Raw genomic sequence first — 14674 nt, 5'->3', positions numbered from 1 at the left:
TGGTACTAAAAGGTAAGGTTAATGCAAATAGGAAAATAGAGTTTGCAAAGATCGAAATATTGCGAGTTTCTTCCTTTATTATATATTGGTCTGATGGGATTGCAATGTAGTTTTATTCATCTTGTTTTTTTCTGGGGATGTTGTTAAGTAAATATCTAATTGAGAAAAACAGGTAATTATCCACTTTCTTTTTCCACAAAGTAAATAAATAAAAGCTCTACCTGTTGATTGATTTCATCAATTTTTGCTTGAATTTTTGGATCATTAATTTCATTTTTTATTAACTTAATGGCTTGTTTAATTTTGTTTTTTTCTTTGCGGGGATTATAAATCATTTTGCTTATATAACCTTTTGTGATAAGGTCCTTAAGATCAAATAGATTTCCCTTTTTGGAGCAATTATTACAATTCCATTCCCCATTCTCCACATTCAGTTTTATTTCATTTTTACAGTATAAACAATTAAAAATAATAACTGGTGACCTAAAATAATAATTTATTTTGTGTTCTTTGAAAAATGATAAGCACAAAAGCTTTATGTTCATTAAATCCCTCCGTTAATATAGTCCTTAAAATCCTTTCCTGAAATTGCATATTTTCCATTCCATTTGTGACTTTTTATTTTACCAGTTCTGCACCAACTTCTAACAGTTTCGGGGTGAAATCCCCACATTGTTGCAATTTTTTCGGGCGTGAATATTTCGTTATCTTCAAAGTCGACATACAAAAATCCCACCTTATTATCATCCTTTCAAGAACATTAATTTACATAAAATCCCACTTGATTGAAACTGATTTTGAATATACAATAAAAATATACAGTAAACAGTAAACGTAAAAATAACCCCCTTATTCCTTTGATTAATATTTGTTTTATAAGGATAACCTATTCTTTTATTTATTAAACAAATCACAAAAAAAGAAAAAATTAACCCATTCTTTGTTTAGGTAAGATGTATTATCGGAAGAAAAATAGGGATAAATTTTATGTTTTCTGTTAATCCTATAATAGAGGTGGCTTTTAAATGGAAGAAATAGTTATGAAAATTATAAAGTGGGAAGATATAGAGGAAAAATATGGGGACGTTATCTCTGGTACACCAAAAGAACTTCAAAAATATTTTAGAAAAAAGGTAGTCCCATACAAAATGCTAAGTAACGATATTTTTAAAGATATGATATTTTATGCTGAACTAGATCATAAAATTAAGGTGTTTATACTAAAGAAGAATATTGAACCAATTAAGGAGTTGGTTGAATTCTATGAGCAAAAAAATACGTCTCTTTCAAAGAATAAGAATGCTATTCTAGATAGCAAATTAGCAAAATCATGGGGTATCCCATTAACAACTTTCATTAAAGAAATTGAAGAGAATGATAAATGGGGTAATTTAGTTATCGATAAAAGTATATCTCCTACAAGCGGAAGAACGGTATACTATTTCGATTTAAATAAAGTAAAGGCACAGAATGTTAATTCATTACGTTTTTTATCTGAAAGAAAAGAGTTACCCACCTACGAAATTCTAAAAAGGTTGTGTCAAAAGGATCTAATAAAACAGCCCCAAAAATATGAAGGGTCACTTCTTTGGGATTACAAATATCTATTGGATCAGATACCAGATGCTAGAAATAAAAACTTTGAATATTCAACCAGAAAAAAAATAGGGGAAACATATGAAGAATTACTGAATAAAGAAATAAATGAATTGATTGAAGAGTACCTAAGTGAAAGAAAAGATGGAACACCCCTCATTGATCCGTGGTTTGGGAATAAGTACGGAAAAATAATCGATCTTTCCAAACATAGGGATGAATTACAACGTACAATTTATAAGATAATTTGCCAACGTAGCAAAATCAAAGATTATGAAAAAATAGGTAGTAAGAACACATATAGAATACTTAATAAAGAAGAAAGTATAAAATTTGATAATACCAGGCAGGGATTTAATATTTACGGTATTGATAAGTATGATATTGATGCTATTCGAAAAGGAATAACTTCAAGTTATTCATGGCACATTACCGCAAATTTTTTTATAAAACCTTTTATTCTTTTTTTACTTAAGAATATGGAGGAAGAAATCGACGAAACTGTTCTAAATCAAATATTGGAATTTAATAATGTAAAAAAAAGAATAAAAAGGGTTGTAGAAAAGCTTACTCCCCAAAAGGCAGATCCAGAAAGTATTAGAGTGAAGGTTTATTTAACTAAGGATGAAAATATTCAAGTCTATAAATTTCTAGAAAAAAGAAACGTTTCCTTTGCAATCGCATGGCTTTTAGGATCACTTGGTGGTATCCGACCAGAAGAAATGATTAAAATAAGGATTGAGTATTTCACTAATCCTATAACAGGGGAAAGTTGGATTGATGAAAATGGTTTACTAAAGCCTGATCCAGCAATTAAACCTTTTTATAAACAAGATGGCACGATTGACGAAAACTTTGGTTATGTCAGGCTTTTTATGCCTGCGAAGGCTTCAAAACAAGGAAGGTCACCTTCGAATGAATATTTTGGTACATTAATTCCTCCAGTGCTGGTTTTTCAAATAAACAAATATCTTCGTGAAAAAATATATAGTGTCTGCGAGGAGCGAGGTAAAGGATATTTGTTTCGACGAGTAAAACAAGACCCGGAAAGCAGTTTAAAAGTGAGCATGAAATTCCTTTATGAATTAAGGGGAAACATGTTGTTTTTGCCCCCTACTAAACGTCAGTGGTTGATTTTAAAGGATTCAAGAAGGTCAATGAATAACTGGATTGTTAATGGTCTCATCAAAGATACTAGAATAAACCAAATGAAGTTGATTCGGGCTGCCCAGGTTCAGATGAGGCATAAGGAACGAGGAATGATTGGGGCAACTAATGAAATTAAATATACTGAATCTTTGTCAGATGAAGAATATATCAAAGTAATATCTGAAACCTTGGAATACCCCTTTGATCGAGAAGAATTGATTAAATGGGAAATTGAAAAGGGATATCGAAACACTGATGAAATCCCCCAAGAATTTGAAAATAAAATTTTTACTAAGAATTTATACAGTGATGAATTTGCCGAGAATAAACAAGTTACATCATTGAAACCTAGTAAAGATATTTTGAAACTTAACAAAATTTATGATTTATTAGAAAATAGGTTCCAAAAACTAAATTCTTTATTGCTTCTTACAAATAGGAAGCAAAAGGATAAGTTAATTTTATTGGGTTACACGCTTAATGATGTTGTAGCTGAAATGGGAGAATTGGAGAAAAAATTAAAAGCCGTGAAAGATGAACTGAATAATCTAAAAAAGGGAATTCCATCATAATGGAATTTACAAATGTTGATAAAATACCAGATAATATAATGTTGAATCCTGAAACCATTGGTAAATTAATATGCGTTGCTCCAAAAACTGTTCGAAGATGGGTAAATGAAAATAAACTTCCATCGTGTAATCCTGGTGGACACCATAGAATATTGGGAAAAGATTTGAAAAAATTTTTAGAGCAGAAGCCCAAAAAAGGGCATCGAATAAATGGAAGGGTTATTGAAAATTTACAAGGTGAAAATTTTGATAGTTGGATGGAAAAGGTAAAAAAAACTGGAGAAAAATCATCCCTGCCTTTAATATTTGAAGTAATATTGGATTATAAGGTCTATAAATCGGGACATGTTGCTAAAATGCTTGGCGTAACACCAGCAACAGTAAGATTATTAGTAAGTCAAAAGGGTTTGCGTTCAGTTAATACCAAGGGTCATCATGTTATACTTGGAAAAGATTTAAAAGAATTTTTATTCAAAAGAATAACTTAAAGGATAGCGGCGTAGCCAGCTATCCTTTTTTTAAATTAAGATACAATAGTAGAATGACATATTTCATAAAGTTTACTAATTTTCGTATTTCCTTGTTATTAATCTCTTCCTCACTATTTAACTCGTCCATTATTTTTTTGTCTAGTCTGATGATTTCTGCTGTGTATGGAAACCAGTGATTATCCAAACTTGTGAGTGTTTATTATATTTTTTACTAATCAAAAAAATGTTATACTTTTCGCAAACAGTAAACAAAGGAGTAGAAGATGGAGAGAAACACAGTTGTTATAGGCCAGTTAATTCGAAATAAACGCTTGGAAAAACGTATTGGAGTAAGAGAATTATCAAGAGATATTGGGGTTAGTCCGAGTTACATTTCCCAGCTTGAAAAAGGAGTTTATAAAAAGCCTTCTGATGAAGTTTTGTTAAACATATTTAATGTTTTAAACTTTGAAGAGAAATATAAATCTGTCTTTGGTTTATCTGATAGCCATACAGAAACAAAAGAAGATCAAATTAAAAATAATGAATTAAAAAGGATACTTATCGAGAAACTGATTGATCAGATGGAGAATATGGATACAAGTGAAATTGAATTATATGCATTGTTTTTTCAGGGATATCGAGATGTAATGGTGAAAATTATTGAAATAGAAAAAAAAGCGAATGATAGGGCAAAAACCATTCATTCAATCAGGGAGTATGTCGATTTCCTTTATAATAAACATGTTGTAAACAGATTAAGTCGTTTGTTTGATTAAAAAAATAACACCCTTATTAAAATTAACTAAAATAAACTAGACTTCAGAAATAGATATAGATGAGTCCACCAAGAAAATCAGTGTTTACTCTCCATTACCAAGCCGCTCATTCAATGTTGTTCAATGATCTAGAAGTTGCTCGTCGGACATTGATCAAAACTCGAAGCTGTGGATACGTTAGCATTAATTAATAATTAGCGTTTTTGCATTTTCTTCGATTGACATCCCTTTTCCATTTCGTAAGTATTTGATACATTATTATCGGACATTGTTAACATCCTCCTTAACCTCCATCTGTTTTGAGTTCGCACTTTAACAGTAGAGGTTGACTTGGGTGGCCAGCAAGTCCTTTTTTATTTGCATGAGATTCTCATGCGGAAATCTGTACAAATTCCCTGCAAAGTTCTGTATTTCTATTCTGCATTTCACAACTGCCAAAACCTATATAGATTAATTGGCACAAACAGGTATTAGCTATATTGTGCGGTTGTTGACTTGTTGTAGTAAGTGAAAACATTATGGATTATTCTACAAATAATTCTATTTTTAAGTAAATTTAGACTATATATTCAAGTGGAGGATTGGTAGAATCTAACTAAAGGTAATTTTTGTTAAAAATCCCTTTTGATTGAGGAAACCTCTTCTTTAATAAAGTGAGGATTAGCTAATTTATTTTCATCTTTCCGCATATTTAGTCGAAAATAATCTGAAGGGCTTGTGAAAAACTTGAATAATGATTTGCCCAAACAAGTAGTGAAATTCATTCAAGATTGCATTTCCTTTGTTCCTGTTATCGTATTAGGAAGTGGAGCATCAGCTGCATACGGAATTCCGGGAATGGAGGAATTAGCTAAATATTTAGGCGAAAATATTAATCCAGGCGATCCTGAAAAGGGGCAATGGGAGGAATTTAGAGCTGAACTTAGGAATGGAAGAGATTTAGAACAAGCATTACACCTCGTTAGTATAAATGTAAATTTAGAAAATGAAATAATTTTTAAAACAAAGGAATTAATAAGTAAAAAGGATATAGAAATACGTAGGCTAGTTGCTTTGAATGAAATTACCATGCCTCTTAGTCGATTGTTGATCTTTCTTAATGATACAGCTTCTCCTAGCATTAAAATAGTAACTACGAATTATGACCGATTAGCGGAATATGCTATTGATCAAGCGAGACTTAATCCTTATACAGGGTTTGAAGGACAATACATAAAAAGATTTAATGGGAAGATAAAAAAAACCCTTAGAGAGCCAAATTCAGTTGAAGTTCTTAAAGTGCATGGGTCACTTGATTGGTATCGTACCTCTGAATTACAATTGCTGTCGTTACCAGATGACTTTCATGACATAAGTGAACTTATTCCTGTAATAGTAACACCGGGGAGAGGGAAATATCAACATACACACGATGATCCTTTTAGAAGTCTCATAACGAGAGTCGATGAATTATTTGCTGATGCCAAATCAATAATAATAATTGGATTTGGTTTTAATGATGTGCACATCCAACCAAAATTAGTAGAGAAAATGAGAGCTTCCCAAACCCCTATTTTAATTATTTCGAAAGAATTGACTACAAGAGCGAGAGATTTTATTAAAAGTAATCAAAATGCGAAAATTGTCGGAATTGAAGAATACAATACAGGTTCTAAAATTGTCTTGCCAAACTCTGAAGATATTGAAATAGCAGACTCTATTTGGGATCTAAAAGAATTATTGAAAATTATTTTGTAGGAGGAGTAATTATGGCGATATTTGATTATCAAGAAGAAGACTCTTTAGGCAAGGTTTTTGCTGTGGATACGACAAGTGTGATATTAAATGTTGATAATATTGAAAAGTTACGTAGCATGCAAGTTAATCGTTTAGTAGCCCTTCGAAGTAGTAGAGCGGGGCAACATCTAATTGGTATGGTGAATAAAATCGTCCGTAAATCTATTAATGGACTACAACCGGAAGAGATTGAAGAAGACGAGCTAAATCCTAAAGAAAGCAATTCTGTAAGAATTACATTAATAGGAACTTTTTTTGATAGAGTTTTAGAACAACCAAATGTTTTTAGAAGGACACTTGAAACTGTTCCAGAGATTGATGCGAATTGTTTTCCTATAGATGGAGCAAAATTGACTGCTTTTATGACTGCAATTTCTTTTCAATCGGGAGAAGAACGACAGGCGTTAAGTATAGGGAATTATACATTAGATGACAGTGCAATTGCTTATTTAGATGCTAATAAATTCTTTCAACGCCATGCAGTCATTGTTGGAAGTACAGGATCAGGGAAATCTTGGACAACCGCTAAACTTTTAGAGCAAGTTGCTACTTTAGATAATTCTAATGCAATTCTTTTTGATTTACATGGAGAGTACAAGACGCTTACAGATGATGGTATCAAACATTATAGAATTGCTGGACCAAGCGATATCGAACTTGGTAAAGATATTGAAGATGGAATCTTATGTTTTCCGTATTGGTTGCTAGGCTATGAAGATATGATGGGTATGCTCGTAGATCGAAGTGATCAGAATGCCCCAAACCAAGCAATGGTATTATCAAGAACTGTTATAGAAGCTAAAAGAAGATTTTTAGAAGCAATAGGAGAGGTAGAAATTATTAATAATTTTACCGTGGATAGCCCTGTTCCTTATATGTTAAGTGAAGTATTAGATGAATTAATTAGGTTAGACTCTGAGATGGTTCAGGGGGCTAAAAAAGATACTTTAAAACAAGGTGAATTCCATGGTAAATTAAGCCGATTCATTGCTAGATTGGAAAATAAAGTTTCGGATAAGAGGTTGGCTTTCATGATGAATCCTCCTGACACTGTAAATGAATGGGATTGGATGAATCGACTTTCGAATGCATTGTTGTCTGGTAGAGAGCATCAAAATGAAAAAAAAGGAGGCGTGAAAATAATCGATTTATCTGAGGTACCCTCAGATATTTTACCAATGGTTATTGGAAGAATAGCAAGCTTAATCTTTTCACTCCAACAATGGACAAAAAAAGAAGACCGTCATCCTATTGCATTGTTATGTGATGAAGCACATTTGTATATTCCTGAAATCTCAAGCACATTTGGATTAACAGATTCTGCACAAAGGAGTTTTGAGCGAATTGCGAAAGAAGGAAGAAAATATGGTGTTGGTTTAGTTGTCATTAGTCAACGGCCCTCTGAAGTAAATAAGACAATATTGAGTCAATGTAGTAACTTTATCTCTATGAGACTATCTAATGCAGAAGACCAAAATGTAATTAAACGGCTATTACCTGATAACTTAGGTGGATTTACTGATTTGCTTCCTGTACTTGATCGAGGAGAGGCATTAATAGTGGGGGACGCAAGTTTATTGCCAAGTCGAGTAAGGATTTCTGAACCAAATAATCAACCAGACAGTGGCACTATTGATTTTTGGGATGAATGGATGAATGTTGATAAAATTAATTCCGTTGAAGAATCTGTTAAATCATGGCGTATGCAAAGTATGGTGCGAAGAACCTTAGTATAAAGGTGATTATATTATTATTCAAAACCAATGTATATGATAAATGTGTACCAAGAAGTTAATTTTTTGAATTTAAATAATAGCAGCTTTTCTTACTATCAATAAATAGAGGATTACAGTATACAAAAAAGTTATGATTATTTTTGGAAGATAAACTACAAATATTTGAAAAATGATAAGAATTGGCTGTTGGGGATGGTTTTAAAATAGGTTAATTAAATGTTTATGCAATTAAAACCGGATAGTTTCACCCTTGCTTTTACATATTAAGAAATCAGTTTTAATACCATTTTCCAAGTGACTTTTGAAATTGATTAATTAGATTAACAGCTCTAGGGGGGAACGTTACATTTAAAGTTCCTTTGTGGGAAGTTGAAGAACAAGGAAAGTGATTATCTATGAAAGAAACTCAAAAAACATTACCTTCACAAAATGGAAAGTATGTCATTGTACATAGAAACCTTTTGTTCGAATTTGAAAGTGAATAATGCTTACTTTTTTTGGAAAATTAAAATCAAATAAAAATTACATAAAAGTCCATAGTAAAAAAGTGAAGATGGTGCGCCATCTTCACTTTTTTTACTATGGACTTTTTAAAATTAATTATCTTATATTTTATTTTCATTTTCCAGATGGTAAAAAAGATATTTTTTATTATTTGAGGATTTACAACTATCTAAAATATTTATGACTTTTTTAACTCATAAATCGAATCTTTTTTTGAATAACGATTATCATTGATTGAAATCTTCTTACTTTGATTTTCTAAAAACAAACAAAATACAGTAATAAATACATTTGTAAGAAAAAAATATACCTTTATAATAAGGTAAACAAAGGCTCGTCCACCTCAACAATATACTTTTTGGTATTTGAACCAATTCTTTTCAAAACGAAATACCCTGTTAAAACATATGATTTATCAATGTTTCTGGTACATTGTTTTAAGTCTACATCGTCTTGACAATGTGGGCTACAAGCCTTAGGTTATGTTCTATTAGCATATTTCGGGCATTTGAATCCCCATGTGCCATTAAACGTAAGTAATTTCTTTCTTCGGCTGCAGATAGTGGCTGCGGAAAAGCATTATTCTTCACATAAGAAACGAGAAAAAAAAGCTCTTTCATTAAGTAGCCAAGTGCAGTCAAGATGCCAGACATGAATTTCCACCCCCGCTTTCTTTAGGACTATTGCCTATACCTAATTCCTATGAAGGAGTGGGGATGATTGTGTCTGTCCAAAATGTTTTATTTTGGCGTATTTTTATTAAAAGCTGTTTTCGCATAGATTGTTGTTTTTCGGACCTAGTCTAAAAACCCGAAATAACTATGGTATCGTGCTCTTTTCTTAAAAACTCCCTACAGTTTTCATCGGTAAACTGGAATACCATTCTAATTTAGTTTCAAATAGCAACAAAGTTTAAGGAAAGAGCCTTATTAAAAGGCCTCAGGCTGTCGAAAAACCCTTCAACAGCTTATTATTTTGCACAGATTCTTTAATAATTCACCGCGTTAATTTGTTATAATGATATTAGTATATTAGCTTTGTAACTGGTCTGTTGATTTCCGCTCCAGGCGGTCGCTTTCCGCGGGCGTGCAGGGGAGCTTCCTCAGCGCTGAAGCGCTTGCGGGATCTCCCCTGCCCCGTACTCCCGCAGGAGTCGAGCGCCTTCCACTCCAATCAGCAGAGTGTCTTTCAATAAAGAACTTACGTTCAACTAATAAATAATAAAAAAAGTGGTGAAATCAATGTTTAAGCCAAAAGAGTCTAGTCAAAATGAACATGAATTTGTATCTATTGATGAATTAGTACCTGATGACCATCTACTTCGTTTGATTGATAAATATATTGATTTTTTGTTTCTTCTAGAAAAAATCCTCCAATATTACAGCGATGATAATGGACGCCCAACTGATCCCCTTATTCTTTCGCTGTGTTAGCGTTTAATGTTGATTAAATACTACTAAATTAGGCTACCATAAAATGGCAGCCTAATTGTTTTTTTATGCTATCCGAAAGTGATCTAACCAAACTCAATATTTTATCTACTTACTTTTAAAAAGTTCAGCTATTTCCTTTTCCAATTCCTTGTTATAAATATAATAGTGTCCTTCAACATCACCAGGAGAAAATCTAAGTTTTCGCTCATTACCCTCAAATAAATCGACAAAGAATAAATAACCTTTTTTTTCTTCTTGATTTGAGTCAGGTATAAATTCTATACTATCAACTCTGCTTATCCAATCTTGTACCTGCTGTATATCTGTAATTGTTACGAGCTCACCAGTTGAACCGCTCCGCATCTCAATATGATTCACTTTTGAAATGTCGCCTGGATAAAAATCCATTAGTCTTTTTGAATGTAAATCTAAATGCGTGGTCTCTTGATCTGTGCATCCTCCAATAAGAAGAAATATAATTATCAGGACTATAAGTTTAAAAGCATTAATCATATTTAGCCCTCCTACTTTTACTTATTAGACGGCAATAATTATTATTGTTTCCAACAATTATTACAATAGAAATAGACATCTCTTGGAGATCCTCTAATTAACTAAAACTCTCCGTTAGCATAATAAATTCAGGACATCTTGTTAATTTAATGGACCTGTCACTTCAATGCATTTTCCACTATAGGCATTTATTCTGACGGTTTGTTCTCTTCCTATTTTAGTTTTCAGTGTTACACTCAACTCACGTTGATTAGTCAATTTATTAAAAAAACCACTCTTTGTATCAATAAACAAATTTCCAGAAGTAATGTCATCCAAATTAAGATTAAAGGATTTTATTCCTAATTCCTTTGGTGGATTGTTCAAACACTGAACCGCATAATCTGTGGCTTCCCCAGTTGTCAGCATTGGTTTTTGGTAAAAATATGAAAAATAAATTATAAGGAGAATGAAAATCCCGAAAACAGCTTTCTTTAAGTTAATAGTCTTTAACATATTTCATTCATCCCTTTAATATGTGGCATAAAAAGGTAATTCGACAATCACTCCAACATTCCTGCCTTATTGTACTAACAATTCTATTAGTTAAAGAAGCAACAATTGTTATATCACGATGTTTGATGACCTAAGTGTAATATATGTTTCCGTATTTGGTATTAGATTTACTTTAATTATCAAGTCTTTTATATTAACGTCATTTCTTTGGTGATGTATGGCTTCTAGTACCTGAAACCAGGTAAGATAATTGTTTAGATACTTCGTTGCAACACCCTTAAATCGTTGTATCCATCCTTTTAGTCTACTATGATAGCTGTTGACGTTCTGGATGAGATAAATCCCCTTCGTACGGATTTTACCATCTGATTTGAATTGATAAATAACCATTCCCTTTTCAGCAGCATAGGTTTTAAAGGCACGCCAAGAATCGGTACATAAGACGTTTTTATTGTAAAGTTTATGTCCGATTGATTTATCTAATTGCTCTTTTGTTAATCGACCCATTCCGAATGCCTGAGAAAAGGTCATTTTATCCCGATCCCTTGCCACTAACACACAGACTTGCTCATTACTTATTCCACGTTTTTTGGCAGCTCCACCTCGTTCCCGAGGTTCCCTGTCTTTAATATGTCTAGACCCTTTTTCAGAGTACAGAAAATAAGTCTCGTCCATTTCCACAATACCTTGAAAATCAGAGATTTCCATTTTATTTAACGAAGATAGCAGCTTATGTCTCCGGTAGAATAAAGTGACGTAAGAAATATCATCTGAATCATCACCTGAATTATTAACATTCATTAATTCTGCTGATTTGCGTAAGGAGTATCCATCTATCATACATTCAACAAATTTAACCCATTTATTTAGACGGCGAGTTCGGTACAAGTGGTATTTGTAAGATCAGTAAACGTCTTTTTACACGCTTTACAAAGATATCGTTGCTTTTCAACTTCTTCACCATCAACGAGGGTAGTGTATTTCCCATTTCGAACAATATGTTCTGATTCGCAATCAGGGCAGTGATAGCCTTCTTTGTTCTTACGTTCAGAGATTTCGTGTAACACATTACCTGTTGCTGAGGAAGCGGTAAGAGAATTAATCAAATACGCTCGTAAACGATGCTTGTCTCCTGGATTAAGTTCTTGAATGGCTTTAATAATATCTCTAACGTTCACTGATTATACCTACTTTTCACCGTCTTTTACCAATGTTATAGAACAAAGATTCGGGTGATTGCAAATATCAACAATGAATACTAACACAGCGTATTCTTTTTAAAATGATGTTTATTGGTTATATTTATGGCATTCGTTCTGAACGCCAACTAGAAAGAGAAATTAGAACAAACGTTGCCTATCGCTGGTTTTTAGGCCTAAAATTCAAGGACTCTGTACCTCATCACTCAACGATTAGTTGGAATTGTCAACACCGTTTTAAGGATACTACTATTTTTCAGGAGATTTTTGATGAGATTGTACTTCTAGCAATAAATCATAAGATGGTTGGCGGACGTGTTTTATTTACGGATTCTACACATTTAAAAGCAAATGCAAATAAAAACAAGTTTACGAGACAAGAAGTGGATGCCCCAACAACAAAGAATTAACATACAAAACTACAACCCGTGTGGGATATAGGGAATACAAATCTGATTCGAAGAAGTGTACGAACTGCCCATTTTTATCCCAATGTACACGCTCAAAAAATAAAGTGAAAGTTGTAACACGACATGTTTGAGAGGAGCACAAAGAAAAGGTAAGGTTAAATCGCTTATCTAAATCTGGAAAAATACTTTATAAATTTAGAAAGGAAAAAATTGAGCGAAGCTTCGCAGACTCAGGAAGAGCTGCATGGGCTTCGCTATTGCCGGTTACGGGGATTGAAGAATGCATCCGAGTTATCATGAACGAAACTAGCTCCTTACTCGTAAATTCGTAGGTTAATTTGGTTAGAATGTTTACTGATGAAAAACAAAAAACCAAATCAGAGCTACATTACGGAAGGAGCTAGTCATTATGAAGGATACCATAAAATATGTAGGTTTAGACGTATCAAAGGAAAAAATTGCAGTCGCTATTGCCGATGAGGGCCGAGGGGAGCCTAGATACCATGGAATGATTCCTCATACACCAGAAGAAGTGAGGAAATTAATGAAAAAATTGGGCAGCCCGGAATCTCTGCGAGTGTGTTATGAAGCTGGTCCGACAGGATATCCATTGTACCGACTATTTATCACACTAGGGATTCACTGCTCGGTGATTGCCCCGTCTCTTATTCCTAAAAGACCTGGAGAACGTATTAAAACGGATCGCAGGGACTCTGTTCGCTTAGCTCATTTATATCGGGCTGGAGAGTTGACTCCAATTTATGTACCAACTCCAGAGGATGAGGCTCTGCGGGATCTTGTTAGGTGTAGAGAAGATGCCAAAGAAGACGAACTGAGAGGGAAACACCGATTAAGTAAATTTTTACTGCGTAATGATATTAAACCTCCTACTGGAGTAAATAAGTGGACAATCAAATATTTCAGATGGCTGGACACTTTAAAATTTGAAAACCCTTCTCTACAAGTAACTTTCCAGGAATACTACCACCAACTCAAAGAGTTAGCACAACGTATTCTAAGGTTAGAAGAAGAAATTAAAATTTTAGCGAGTAAAGGTGTCCATGCCAAAAAAATTCAAGCACTCCAATCATTAAGAGGAGTAGCTCTTATTACAGCGACAAGTATTGTAGCAGAAATCGGTTCTTTTAAACGTTTTACTACACCGAGGCAATTCATGGCTTATGTTGGTTTAATCCCTAGCGAGTATTCGAGTGGTGAAAAAGGAGACAAGGAGAAATAACCAAAACAGGTAATCGACACGTACGGCGTTTATTGGTAGAGTCTGCCTGGAGTTATCGGTATCAACCCTCTGTTAAAGGAGAACTACAAAGACGGCAAAGTGGGCAATCACCAACGATTCAGGCAATATCGTGGAAAGCACAGAACCGACTCCACAAGAAGTATTTCCGCTTATTATCAAGAGGGAAAGAAAGCGGTAAAGCCATTACAGCAGTAGCGCGAGAATTGGCAGGTTTTATTTGGGCAGTGATGCAAGAAGTAGAAGATATACCTCAAGCTTAAAAGGTTACGTGTTCCTCAAAGCAAGATAGATGTATAAATAGAAAAATGAGAATAGGGCTCGAAGGCAAAGAGAAAAACCGGAAAGGAAAATCCACGTGCCTCCTCTGTGCTATATCTAAATAGATTAACGCACGTCCCGAGTTAGTGGAAAAGTCCTTTATACGGAAAGATAAAATGTGAAAACCCACGAATATCAGAGCGCTAACCGCTGTAGAGATTTTTGCCTTCGTGCCGTGTTCTTACCTTCTATTCAAAAAAAGAAAAAGGAGGAAGGATCATTTCATCTTTAGCTAAAAAAGTGTCTCACCTCTTGGAATAGCTGTCAAGAAGAGCACTTGACAGCTATTCCAAGAGGTGAGAAGTGGTCAGTAAGCTAAAGAAGGAGCTATTCTAGCCAGAATGGCTAAATACCCTACTAAGACAAGAAGCCGAAAATAGCTTCTCTTCTTAAGAGTACCCAAAAACAAAGCAAAACCTATTGTGGAGTGGGGGCCTTGACAGTTTCGTTCATATCAGCAGGC

General features: G+C 33.6%; 11 protein-coding genes and 4 pseudogenes. 9 read left to right on the top strand and 6 right to left on the bottom strand.

Annotated elements, in window-relative coordinates; all coding sequences use genetic code 11:
- Positions 1-176 precede the first annotated feature (176 nt).
- Both RCG20_RS05710 and RCG20_RS05705 read right to left on the bottom strand, forming a co-directional pair.
- Positions 177-545: a hypothetical protein gene (locus RCG20_RS05710; RefSeq protein WP_308183273.1), complete on the bottom strand. Its 369-nt coding sequence runs from the start codon at positions 543-545 to the stop codon at positions 177-179.
- On the bottom strand, positions 545-736 hold the full coding sequence (locus tag RCG20_RS05705; RefSeq protein ID WP_308183272.1) for a helix-turn-helix domain-containing protein: 192 nt from the start codon (positions 734-736) through the stop codon (positions 545-547). The genes RCG20_RS05710 and RCG20_RS05705 overlap by 1 nt, the downstream gene beginning before the upstream one ends.
- A gap of 289 nt (positions 737-1025) precedes the next feature.
- Here RCG20_RS05705 and RCG20_RS05700 point away from each other — a divergent pair, with 289 nt between their 5' ends.
- From RCG20_RS05700 to RCG20_RS05680, 5 genes are all read left to right on the top strand, one after another.
- Positions 1026-3317 carry a hypothetical protein gene (locus tag RCG20_RS05700; RefSeq protein WP_308183271.1) on the top strand — a complete coding sequence of 764 codons (2292 nt, stop codon included), beginning with the start codon at positions 1026-1028 and terminating at the stop codon, positions 3315-3317.
- On the top strand, positions 3317-3805 hold the full coding sequence (locus RCG20_RS05695; protein WP_308183270.1) for a helix-turn-helix domain-containing protein: 489 nt from the start codon (positions 3317-3319) through the stop codon (positions 3803-3805). The genes RCG20_RS05700 and RCG20_RS05695 overlap by 1 nt, the downstream gene beginning before the upstream one ends.
- 266 nt (positions 3806-4071) lie before the next feature.
- Positions 4072-4566 carry a helix-turn-helix domain-containing protein gene (locus RCG20_RS05690; protein ID WP_308183269.1) on the top strand — a complete coding sequence of 165 codons (495 nt, stop codon included), beginning with the start codon at positions 4072-4074 and terminating at the stop codon, positions 4564-4566.
- A 717-nt stretch (positions 4567-5283) separates the two neighbouring features.
- Entirely contained in the window at positions 5284-6303 is a 1020-nt protein-coding gene (locus RCG20_RS05685) for an SIR2 family protein (protein WP_308183268.1), read from the top strand.
- An 11-nt stretch (positions 6304-6314) separates the two neighbouring features.
- Positions 6315-8078: an ATP-binding protein gene (locus tag RCG20_RS05680; RefSeq protein WP_308183267.1), complete on the top strand. Its 1764-nt coding sequence runs from the start codon at positions 6315-6317 to the stop codon at positions 8076-8078.
- Positions 8079-9034: 956 nt separating this feature from the next.
- Here RCG20_RS05680 and RCG20_RS05675 read toward each other — a convergent pair.
- Positions 9035-9235 (bottom strand): annotated as a pseudogene (locus RCG20_RS05675) (RNA polymerase subunit sigma-70); the annotation flags it as partial.
- Between the two features lie 588 nt (positions 9236-9823).
- Between RCG20_RS05675 and RCG20_RS05670 the strand changes: the two are divergent.
- Positions 9824-10003, top strand: a pseudogene (locus RCG20_RS05670) (IS5/IS1182 family transposase); the annotation flags it as partial.
- Between the two features lie 117 nt (positions 10004-10120).
- Here the strand turns inward: RCG20_RS05670 and RCG20_RS05665 are convergent.
- The 3 genes and pseudogenes from RCG20_RS05665 to RCG20_RS05655 all read right to left on the bottom strand — a co-directional run bounded on the left by RCG20_RS05665 (position 10121) and on the right by RCG20_RS05655 (position 12201).
- Positions 10121-10528 carry a hypothetical protein gene (locus RCG20_RS05665; RefSeq protein WP_308183265.1) on the bottom strand — a complete coding sequence of 136 codons (408 nt, stop codon included), beginning with the start codon at positions 10526-10528 and terminating at the stop codon, positions 10121-10123.
- A 141-nt stretch (positions 10529-10669) separates the two neighbouring features.
- Positions 10670-11023, bottom strand: coding sequence for a hypothetical protein (locus RCG20_RS05660; protein ID WP_308183264.1), 354 nt, complete (start codon positions 11021-11023; stop codon positions 10670-10672).
- Between the two features lie 108 nt (positions 11024-11131).
- A pseudogene (locus RCG20_RS05655) lies at positions 11132-12201 on the bottom strand (IS1595 family transposase).
- Positions 12202-12293: 92 nt separating this feature from the next.
- On the opposite strand from RCG20_RS05655, the pseudogene RCG20_RS05650 reads away from it, so the two are divergent.
- From RCG20_RS05650 to RCG20_RS05640, 3 genes and pseudogenes are all read left to right on the top strand, one after another.
- Positions 12294-12923 (top strand): annotated as a pseudogene (locus RCG20_RS05650) (transposase); the annotation flags it as partial.
- Positions 12924-13041: 118 nt separating this feature from the next.
- Entirely contained in the window at positions 13042-13872 is an 831-nt protein-coding gene (locus RCG20_RS05645; RefSeq protein WP_308183263.1) for an IS110 family RNA-guided transposase, read from the top strand.
- Between the two features lie 32 nt (positions 13873-13904).
- Complete coding sequence (locus tag RCG20_RS05640; RefSeq protein WP_308181417.1) at positions 13905-14153, top strand: hypothetical protein; 249 nt, start codon at positions 13905-13907, stop codon at positions 14151-14153.
- Positions 14154-14674: the final 521 nt, after the last annotated feature.

Origin of the sequence: Neobacillus sp. PS3-40, from assembly GCF_030915485.1 — a bacterium.
Lineage (GTDB): Bacteria > Bacillota > Bacilli > Bacillales > Cytobacillaceae > JAUZPL01.
Note: the sequence above shows the minus strand (reverse complement) of the source record. Positions and strands in the feature narration are given on the sequence as shown.

Bases quoted from the DNA above. Each gene is read 5' to 3' on its own strand.
- RCG20_RS05680 (WP_308183267.1), top strand. From the start codon at position 6,315: ATGGCGATATTTGATTATCAAGAAGAAGACTCTTTAGGCAAGGTTTTT.
- RCG20_RS05660 (WP_308183264.1), bottom strand. From the start codon at position 11,023: ATGTTAAAGACTATTAACTTAAAGAAAGCTGTTTTCGGGATTTTCATT.
- RCG20_RS05710 (WP_308183273.1), bottom strand. From the start codon at position 545: ATGAACATAAAGCTTTTGTGCTTATCATTTTTCAAAGAACACAAAATA.
- RCG20_RS05645 (WP_308183263.1), top strand. From the start codon at position 13,042: ATGAAGGATACCATAAAATATGTAGGTTTAGACGTATCAAAGGAAAAA.
- RCG20_RS05695 (WP_308183270.1), top strand. From the start codon at position 3,317: ATGGAATTTACAAATGTTGATAAAATACCAGATAATATAATGTTGAAT.
- RCG20_RS05665 (WP_308183265.1), bottom strand. From the start codon at position 10,528: ATGATTAATGCTTTTAAACTTATAGTCCTGATAATTATATTTCTTCTT.
- RCG20_RS05690 (WP_308183269.1), top strand. From the start codon at position 4,072: ATGGAGAGAAACACAGTTGTTATAGGCCAGTTAATTCGAAATAAACGC.
- RCG20_RS05700 (WP_308183271.1), top strand. From the start codon at position 1,026: ATGGAAGAAATAGTTATGAAAATTATAAAGTGGGAAGATATAGAGGAA.